At 76.5% G+C, this 7,934-nt stretch carries 7 protein-coding genes; 2 read left to right on the forward strand and 5 right to left on the reverse strand.

All coding sequences use genetic code 11. The features are described from left to right. Nucleotides 1–33 precede the first annotated feature (33 nt). Nucleotides 34–2,133: a S9 family peptidase gene (locus ABD323_RS25705; protein ID WP_344444325.1), complete on the reverse strand. Its 2,100-nt coding sequence runs from the start codon at nt 2,131–2,133 to the stop codon at nt 34–36. A gap of 119 nt (nt 2,134–2,252) precedes the next feature. Then, a complete protein-coding gene (locus tag ABD323_RS25710) occupies nt 2,253–2,699 on the reverse strand; it encodes a MarR family winged helix-turn-helix transcriptional regulator (RefSeq protein ID WP_344444326.1) in 447 nt (148 codons plus the stop codon). A gap of 307 nt (nt 2,700–3,006) precedes the next feature. On the opposite strand from ABD323_RS25710, the gene ABD323_RS25715 reads away from it, so the two are divergent. Next, nucleotides 3,007–3,393 (forward strand): hypothetical protein, encoded by a 387-nt coding sequence (locus tag ABD323_RS25715; protein ID WP_344444327.1) that lies wholly within the window; start codon nt 3,007–3,009, stop codon nt 3,391–3,393. A 56-nt stretch (nt 3,394–3,449) separates the two neighbouring features. Here the strand turns inward: ABD323_RS25715 and argS are convergent, their stop codons facing one another. Next, the gene (gene argS, locus ABD323_RS25720; protein WP_344444328.1) at nt 3,450–5,270 is read right to left on the reverse strand and encodes an arginine--tRNA ligase; all 1,821 of its coding nucleotides are present in this window, start codon (nt 5,268–5,270) and stop codon (nt 3,450–3,452) included. A gap of 169 nt (nt 5,271–5,439) precedes the next feature. On the opposite strand from argS, the gene ABD323_RS25725 reads away from it, so the two are divergent. Next, entirely contained in the window at nt 5,440–6,225 is a 786-nt protein-coding gene (locus tag ABD323_RS25725; protein ID WP_344444329.1) for a GNAT family N-acetyltransferase, read from the forward strand. Here ABD323_RS25725 and ABD323_RS25730 read toward each other — a convergent pair. Beyond that, nucleotides 6,212–7,219 (reverse strand): nucleotidyl transferase AbiEii/AbiGii toxin family protein, encoded by a 1,008-nt coding sequence (locus tag ABD323_RS25730; RefSeq protein WP_344444330.1) that lies wholly within the window; start codon nt 7,217–7,219, stop codon nt 6,212–6,214. The two genes, ABD323_RS25725 and ABD323_RS25730, sit on opposite strands and share 14 nt — an antisense overlap. A gap of 19 nt (nt 7,220–7,238) precedes the next feature. Then, nucleotides 7,239–7,934: CAP domain-containing protein (locus tag ABD323_RS25735; RefSeq protein WP_344444331.1), on the reverse strand; the 696-nt coding region annotated here is incomplete at its 5' end.

Below are 7,934 nucleotides of genomic sequence, written 5' to 3' on the forward strand. Positions count from 1 at the left end.
GCGAGCGGCCCGGCCCGGCTCGGCCCGGCGCGGTCAGGCCAGGTGGCGACGGAGGAACTCCAGCTGGTGTCCGAGCAGGCGGGCGTACCCGTCCCCGGCCGGCGCCGCGTGGGTGACCTCGCTCAGCGGCAGCACCTCGTGCGGGCGCCCCGCGGCCAGCAGCGCGGCGGACAGTCGCAGCGTGTTGGCCACGAACACGTTGTCGTCGGCCAGCCCGTGCACCAGCAGCAGCGGCCGGGTCAGCTTCGGAGCGTCGTGCAGCAGCGAGCAGGCCCGGTAGTGCTCGGGGAAGGTGTCGGGGTGGCCCAGGTAGCGCTCGCGCCAGTGCGTGTCGTAGAGCCGCTGGTCGCTGACCGCGCCCCCGGCGACGGCCGCGTGGAAGACGTCCGGGCGGCGCAGCACCGCGGCGGCGGCCAGCGTGCCGCCGAACGACCAGCCGCGCACGCCCACCCGGCCGGGGTCCAGCTCCCGGTGGCGCCGGACCATCTCGTGCAGCGCGGCGACCTGGTCGTCCAGGACCGGGCCCAGGAAGTCGCCGTGGATCTCGCGCTCCCAGCGCGGCCCGCGCCCGGGCGTGCCGGCCCCGTCGGTGACCAGCACCGCGAAGCCCTGCTCGGCGAACCACTGCGAGACGAACATGTGGGCGCTCTGGTCGGCGGTCACCTTCTGCAGGCCGGGGCCCGCGTAGGGGTCGACCAGCACCGGCAGCGGGTCGTCGCCCGGCCGGTGCCAGGAGGGCAGGAAGAGCAGCGTGCGCAGCTCGCGCGGGCCGACCGTGGAGCGGGTGACGCGCAGCGCGAGCACCGGCTGCGCGGCGTGCGAGGCGAGCGGGACGTCGGGCCCGGCCGGGGCGCCGGCGTCGTCCAGGCGCAGCACCCGGGTCCGGCTGCCGGGACGGTCCGGGGTGCGGGCGGTGTGCACCAGGGTGCCCGCCCGCAGCAGGCCGTCGTGCAGGCCGGGCTCCGCGCTCAGCCGGCGGACCCCCTGGTCGGCCCGGTAGGACCAGAGCTGGATCTCCGTGGGGTCCTCGCCCGCGGTGAAGAGCACCCGCTCGCCGTCCACCCCGAGCACGGCGCGCAGTTGCAGGCCCTCGTCGGTGACCGGGACGCCGCCGACGGTCAGCCGCCGGGTGCCGTCCCGGTCGACCGAGCCGAGCAGCAGGCCGCCCTCGGTGCGCGCCGGCAGACCGGGGACCAGCTGCACCCAGTGCTCGTCCCGGCGCTCGTGCAGGATGCGGGTGGCGCCGTCGGCCGGGTCGAGGGCCAGCAGCCGGGTGGTGCGCTGGTCGCGGCTCTGCACGGCGGCGAACGGACCGTGCGCGTCCCAGCCGGCGGCGGTGAGGTACTCGAAGGCGGCCCGGTCCCAGCGCACCTCGGTGCGGTGGCCGGTCAGGTCGGCGAGCCAGAGCGAGACGTCCGCGTTGGGGCTGCCGGCGCCCGGGTAGCGCACCGCGCGCGGCCGGCGGTCCGGATGGGCCGGGTCGGCGAGGTGCCAGAGCGCGACCGCGGAGGTGTCGACCCGGGCGACCAGCAGCCGCGAGCCGTCCGGTGCCCACCAGTAGCCGCGCCGGCGGCCCATCGACTCGGCGGCGACGTGCTCGGCCGCGCCGAGGACCACGTCCGGTCCGTCCGGGGCGGCCAGCGCCCGGTCGCCGCTGCCGTCGGCGCCGATCACCCGCAGCGCGCCGCCGCCGAGGTAGGCGATGTGGCGCCCGGTCGGGTCGGGCCGCGGGTCGCCGACCGGGCCGGGCGCGGGCAGCCGGCGGGCCGCGCCGGTGGCGACGTCGACCGTCCAGAGGCTGCCGGAGAGCGCGAAGACGGCGAGCTCGACCGCCGCGTCGGTGGCGTAGCCGACGATGCCGGCGCCCTGCTCCCGGGTGCGCTCGCGCCGGGTGCGCTCCTCCTCGCAGAGCTGCTCCTCGCCGCCGCCCAGCAGTTCGGCCGGGTCGACCAGCAGCCGCTCGGTGCCGTCGGCGCAGTCGAGCGCCCAGAGGCAGCCCGCCGGGTCCTCGCCGCCGCGGCTGCGCAGGAAGAGGAGCCGGGTGCCGTCCGGGGTCAGGGTGAACCGGCTCGGTGCGCCGAAGGTGAGGCGGCCGGTGCGGGTGAGCTGCTGGGGCAGGGAGATGGTCGGCATACTGACACTCTGTCACCCGGACGGTGGCAGCCGTGCGGTGGGTCCTGGCGCCGCCCGCGCAGTCGCGTGCGGCGCCGTGCGGAGGGTCGTGCGGCCGGTCGCGCGGCGGGCCGGTCGGCTCAGTGCGGCAGGCCGTGGGCCGCGGCCAGCCGGCCCAGGGCCTGGTGCAGGACCTGCCGGTCCTGCTCCTCCAGGGCGGCGAGCAGCTCGCGGCCGAGCTCCTCGGCGGTGGCCGCGCAGCGGGCGAGCAGCGTGCGGCCCGGCTCGGTCAGCACCAGCTGCTGGCGCCGGCGGTCACCGGGGTCGCGCAGCCGCCGCACCGCGCCCAGCGCCTCCAGCCGGTCGGCGACGGTCACCACCAGGCTCGGCGCGACGCCCATGGTGCGGGCCACCTCCAACTGCGAGGCGGGGCCGCCGGCCTGGAGCAGGGTGAGCAGGCCGACGTCCTTGGGCTTGAGGCCGAACGCCTCGATCCGCTCGGTGAAGCGCTCGGTGACGAGGCTGCCGAGGGTGCCCAGGCGGAAGGTGACGGTCGCCGGCAGCGGGACGGGGGAGGGAGCGTTCATGGCAACAACGGTAGCAGGCGGTAACGATTTGATGAACGAATGATTGGCCGGTGGAGGTACTTCGCCGGCGCCGCGCCGTCGGCAGGGGCCGGTGGGACGGCCCGGATGGGTGGGACGTCCGGGGTCGGGGACGGTGACCGGGGGGTGACGGGCGTCCGGCCGAAAAGGGCGGCCAATCTGGCCGTCCGGGGTGCGGCGGGGGCCCGGCAGGGCCAGGCTGGGCATACGGGTGGAAGCCGAGCGGGCACACAGGGTGACCGATCCCGGATCCGCCCGATCCTGGAGATCTCACCCTGGAGCTGACCCGATGACCTCGGACCTGACGACCCACCAGCTCACCGCCGCCCGGCCGCCGATCCCGATCGACTACCACCCGATCGAGGGCCCGGCCCAGCAGCTGCTGGTCAGCGGCGAGCAGCTGCACGCCAACGCGTGCCTCTACTGCGGCACCGACCAGCAGCAGCTGCACACCGCCGGCCACGCCTACACCCACAGCGGCGGCCTCGCCTGGGTGGTGGTGGCCTGCGCCGCCCACCTGGCGCTGGGCCGCGCCGAGGTGCAGGCGGCCCAGGCCGCCGCGCAGAAGGCGGCGACCGGGCAGCCGGTCGAGGGGATCGAGGCGGTCGAGGTGATCGAGGCGGTGCGGGGGCTGGCGCTGGCCGAGCCCCCGGGGCTCGGTGAGCGGGCGGTGTAGGCACCGCCGACGCGCGGACGGCCCGCCTGTCGCAGGCGGGCCGTCGGTGGCGGGGGTCAGAGCCGCTCGGGCGCGGCCAGGCCGAGCAGCTCCAGCCCCTGGGCCAGCGTGCGGGCGGTGAGCCGGCAGAGCAGCAGTCGGTTCTCCCGGGTGGCCCGGTCGGGGGCCGACAGCACCGGCCCGTGCTCGTAGAAGGCGCTGAACGCCACCGCGAGCCGGTGCAGGTAGTCGCAGAGCCGGTGCGGCTCGCAGCTGCCGGCCGCGGCCGTCAGCGCCGCGCCGAACTCGTCGAGCAGCAGGGCCAGCACCCGCTCCGAGGGCAGCAGCACGACGTCCGGGTTCGCGCGGGCCACGGCGTCGGCCGGGGCCTTGCGCAGGATCGAGTGGATCCGGGCGTGCGCGTACTGCAGGTAGACGCCGGTGTCGCCGGTCATCGACACCATCCGAGCCGCGTCGAAGGCGTAGTCGCGGGCCCGCGAGGTGGACAGGTCGGCGTACTTGACGGCGGCGATGCCCAGCTGCCGGGCCAGCTCGGAGCGCTGCCCGGGCGAGCGGGCGGCGCCCCGCGGGTCGGCCTCCCTGACCGCGACCGCCTCGCCCGCGCTCGCCACGGCCTGCTCCAGCAGGTCCACCAGCCGCACCGTCTCGCCCGCCCGGGTCTTGAACGGCCGCCCGTCCGGGCCGGTCACGGTGCCGAACGGCAGGTGCTCGGCGTGCACGTGCGCGGGCAGCCAGCCGGCCCGCCGGGCGGTCTCGAAGACCATCCGGAAGTGCAGCGCCTGCCGGTGGTCCACCACGTACAGCAGCCGGTCGGCGCCCAGCACCGAGACCCGCTCGCGCACGGCGGCCAGGTCGGTGGCGGCGTAGCCGTAGCCGCCGTCCCGCTTGCGGACGATCAACGGCACCGGCTCGCCGTCCGGTCCCAGCACGTCCTCGAAGAAGACGCAGAGCGCGCCGTTCGACCGCACGGCCACGCCCGCGGCCTCCAACTCCTCGCAGAGCTGGGGCAGGACCGGGTTGTAGTGGCTCTCGCCGACCGCGTCCTGATCGGTGAGCAGCACGTCGAGCTGCCGGTAGACGGCCTCGAAGTGCTGCTTGGACTCGGCCACCATCCGCTGCCAGGCCGCCACCGTGGCCGGGTCGCCGGCCTGCAGGGCGACCACCCGGCGCCGGGACCGCTCGGCGAAGGCCGGGTCGGCCTCGAACCGGGCCCGGGCGGCCCGGTAGAGCAGGGTCAGCGAGCCGAGGCCGCCGGGCTGCCGGCCGGGCTCGCCCTCGGTGTCCGGTACGTCCGGTACCTCGTCCGGCACGTCCGGTTCGACCTGCTCGTCCTGGAACTGGATCAGCATGCCGAACTGGGTTCCCCAGTCGCCGAGATGGTTGCGCCGCACCACCCGCTCGCCGCCGAAGGCCAGGATCCGGGCCAGCGCGTCGCCGATCACCGTGGACCGCAGGTGGCCCGCGTGCATCTCCTTGGCCACGTTCGGCTGGCTGTAGTCCAGGACGGTGGTGGTGCCGGGCGCGGCCCAGGGCGCGACGCCCAGCCGGTCGTCGGCCAGCCGGGCCTCGGCCTGCCCGAGCAGCGCGGCATCGGTCAGCGTCAGGTTGACGAAGCCCGGTCCGGAGACCTCCCAGCCGGCGATCAGCGGGTCACCGGTCGGCGCGTCGGCGGCCAGCACGTCGACGACCCGCTGGGCCAGTACCCGCGGCGCGGTGCCGAGCGTCCGTGCGGCGCCGAGCAGCCCGTCGACCTGGAAGTCCGCGCGCTCGCTGCGACGCAGCTGCGGGTCGCAGCCGGGTGCGTCGGGCAGTGCCGCGTCGATCGCCTGCTGGAGGCGGACGCGCACCGAGGCAGCGAGGGGGGAGACCGAGGTCATCAGGGCGGCCCTTCTGTGCGGGGTCGGGTCGGGTCGGTCGGGTCGGGGGACCGACCGGAATCCGGACAGTCTGGAGGAGCGGACCGGTGGCTGTCGCCGGGTTTTCCGGTCTCCCCGGGCGCCCGGGGCCGGTCCGCCGGGTGCGGCCGGTGCGTCGTAGGGTGACGGGATGTCACTGGTGAGCCTTCACGACAGGTCCGAACTCGCCGCGCTGTTCGGGCGGGACCCCGCGCTGCACCTCTTCGAGCTCGGCGACCTGGACGACCTGCTGTGGCCCGGCACCACCTGGTACACCTCCGCACACGGCGGGCCGGTGGCGCTGCTGTACGCGGTGAGCCAGACGCCCACCCTGCTGGGCTTCGGCCGCCCCGCGCAGGCGCCGGCGCTGGAACGGCTGCTCGACGCGATGCTGCCGGTGCTGCCCCGGCGCTTCCTGGGGCACCTGACCGGGAACGGGGCGAAGGTGCTGGAAGCCGCGTACCGGGTGGACCACCGCACCACCATGCTCCGGATGGCGCTCACCGACCCCGCCCGGGCCGCCCGCCACGAGGGCGGCCCCTGGCGTCCCGAGGTGCTGCGCCGCGCGGACCTGCCGGAGCTCACCGGCCTGTTCGCCGAGGCCTACCCCGGCAACTGGTTCGACGAGCGGATGCTCGACAGCGGCCAGTACGTCGGCGTCCGGCACGAGGGCCGGCTGGTCGCCACGGCCGGCGTGCACGCCTACTCCCCGACCTACCGGGCGGCCGCGATCGGCAACGTCACCACGCATCCGTTGCTGCGCGGCCGCGGCGCCGCGGCCGCCTGCGTGGCGGAGCTCTGCCGCCTCCTGGCACGGTCCGTCGACCACATCGGGCTCAACGTCCGCGCCGACAACGCCCCGGCGCTCGCCCTCTACCGGCGGCTGGGCTTCACCGACGTCACCGAGTTCACGGAGGGCGTCTTCACCGCCGCCTGAACCCGGGACCTCGCGACCCGCGCCGTTCCAGGGCCCGGCCCAGGCGCTCCAGCCACTCCTCGGCCGTACCCCGCACCCGTGGGTGCTCCGCGCGGAACCCCTGCCAGTCCACGGACCACCGCGCCACGGCGTCCCGGCCCAGGGCATCCGCCGCCGCCGGGCCGCCCGGCGCCTGGCGGAAGACCGTGCGCAGCAGCCGTGGGGAGAGCGTGGTGGCCGCGGCCTCCGCGAGGAGGACCGCGTCGTAGAGGTCCTTGGCCTGCGCCCGGCCGTGCGTGGCGCAGTCGGTGTGCAGCCACAACAGCTTCCAGGCGAGCGACAGTTCGCGTCCGGCGGTGCGCACGGGGGTCCGTCCTGCGCCGTCGCCGCGGGGGATCGCCGTCAGGACGGGGGGCTCCGGCAGCCGCTCGTCGCGGGCGAAGTCCAACCGTGCCTCGCCGGGCGGCAGGCCCCGCGCCCGCCAGGGGACGATGAGGCGGACGCCCGCGGTGCCGTACTCCGCGTAGGTCCAGGTGCCGTCGGCCCGGGCGGCGTCCGCGTCGAGCAGCACGCCCGGCGCGGCCTGCGGCCGCTCACGCACCAGGTCGAGCAGGGCCTCGTGCGGCGGGTCGTACTCCGGCTCCGCCTCGACGATCCAGTGCAGTCCCTCGGGCGGCGTCACCGGCCGCAGGCCGCGGGTGCCGAAGTCCTCGAACCGCCAGATCTCGTACCGGCCGGCGCCGTCCGCCGCCTCCGGCCACTGCTGGACCTCCGCCACCTCCGCCACGTACGGGTAGGGGTGCTCGGGATCGAGGGGGACCAGCGGGGGCGGGGGGACGATCCAGTCGAGGTCGGCGGGCTCCCGCGCGTCGGACCCCACCCAGGCCGACATCACCATGCTCCCCCGCAGCACCAGGGCGTCCCCCAGCGGGGACCCGGCGACCAGGGCGAGCAGGTGGTCGAGCACGGCCCGGTGCGCGGTGCGCCACCGTTCGCCGTCCACGGGCAGGGTCACCGGATCTCCCACCTCATCGTCAGGGGGCGCCGAAGTCCTGGGTCCACCAGGGGCCGCCGGGGCCCAGGTGGATGCCCACGCCGATCTCCTTGAACGAGCAGTTGAGGATGTTCGCCCGGTGGCCGGGGCTGTTCATCCAACTGTCCATCACCGCGGCCGGATCGACCTGGCCGCGGGCGATGTTCTCGCCCCAGGTGCTCCAGTGGTAGCCGGTCGCGTCGATCCGCTGCTGGGGGCCGGCGCCGTCGGGGTTGGTGTGGTCGAAGAAGCTGCGCGCCGCCATGTCGTCGGACTGGCCCTGGGCGGCGCTCTGCAGCTTGGCGTTGGCGGTCAGCGGGCCGCAACCGTTCTGCGCGCGCTGGGCGTTGACCAGGTCGAGGACCTGCTGGGCGTAGGCCGCCACCGAGGCGGTGGAGCCGGCCCGCGGGGTGGCGGAGGCGGTCCTGGCGGGCGTCGGGGCGGGGCTCGTACCGGCGGGGGTGGGGCCGGCGGTGCGCGAGGCGGAGGGTGAGGCCGGGGCGCCGGAGGGCGAGGTGGAGGGAGCGGCGGCGGAGGGGGCCGTGGAGGGTGACACCGACGGGGCGGCGGAGGGCGAGGCGGAGCCGGCCGGGGCGCCGGCCATCGGCGCGCCGGCCGAGACGCCGTCCACCAGGACCGGTTGCCCGCCCGCGGGGCCGACCAGGTCGAGCGGGGCGCCCTGGGCGGCGGCCTGGAA

Source organism: Kitasatospora nipponensis, from assembly GCF_039528135.1.
Taxonomy (GTDB): domain Bacteria; phylum Actinomycetota; class Actinomycetes; order Streptomycetales; family Streptomycetaceae; genus Kitasatospora; species Kitasatospora nipponensis.

Excerpts from the sequence above, each read along its gene's own strand:
- ABD323_RS25705 (WP_344444325.1), bottom strand. The coding sequence starts at position 2,133 with ATGCCGACCATCTCCCTGCCCCAGCAGCTCACCCGCACCGGCCGCCTC.
- ABD323_RS25710 (WP_344444326.1), bottom strand. The coding sequence starts at position 2,699 with ATGAACGCTCCCTCCCCCGTCCCGCTGCCGGCGACCGTCACCTTCCGC.
- ABD323_RS25715 (WP_344444327.1), top strand. The coding sequence starts at position 3,007 with ATGACCTCGGACCTGACGACCCACCAGCTCACCGCCGCCCGGCCGCCG.
- argS (WP_344444328.1), bottom strand. The coding sequence starts at position 5,270 with ATGACCTCGGTCTCCCCCCTCGCTGCCTCGGTGCGCGTCCGCCTCCAG.
- ABD323_RS25725 (WP_344444329.1), top strand. The coding sequence starts at position 5,440 with ATGTCACTGGTGAGCCTTCACGACAGGTCCGAACTCGCCGCGCTGTTC.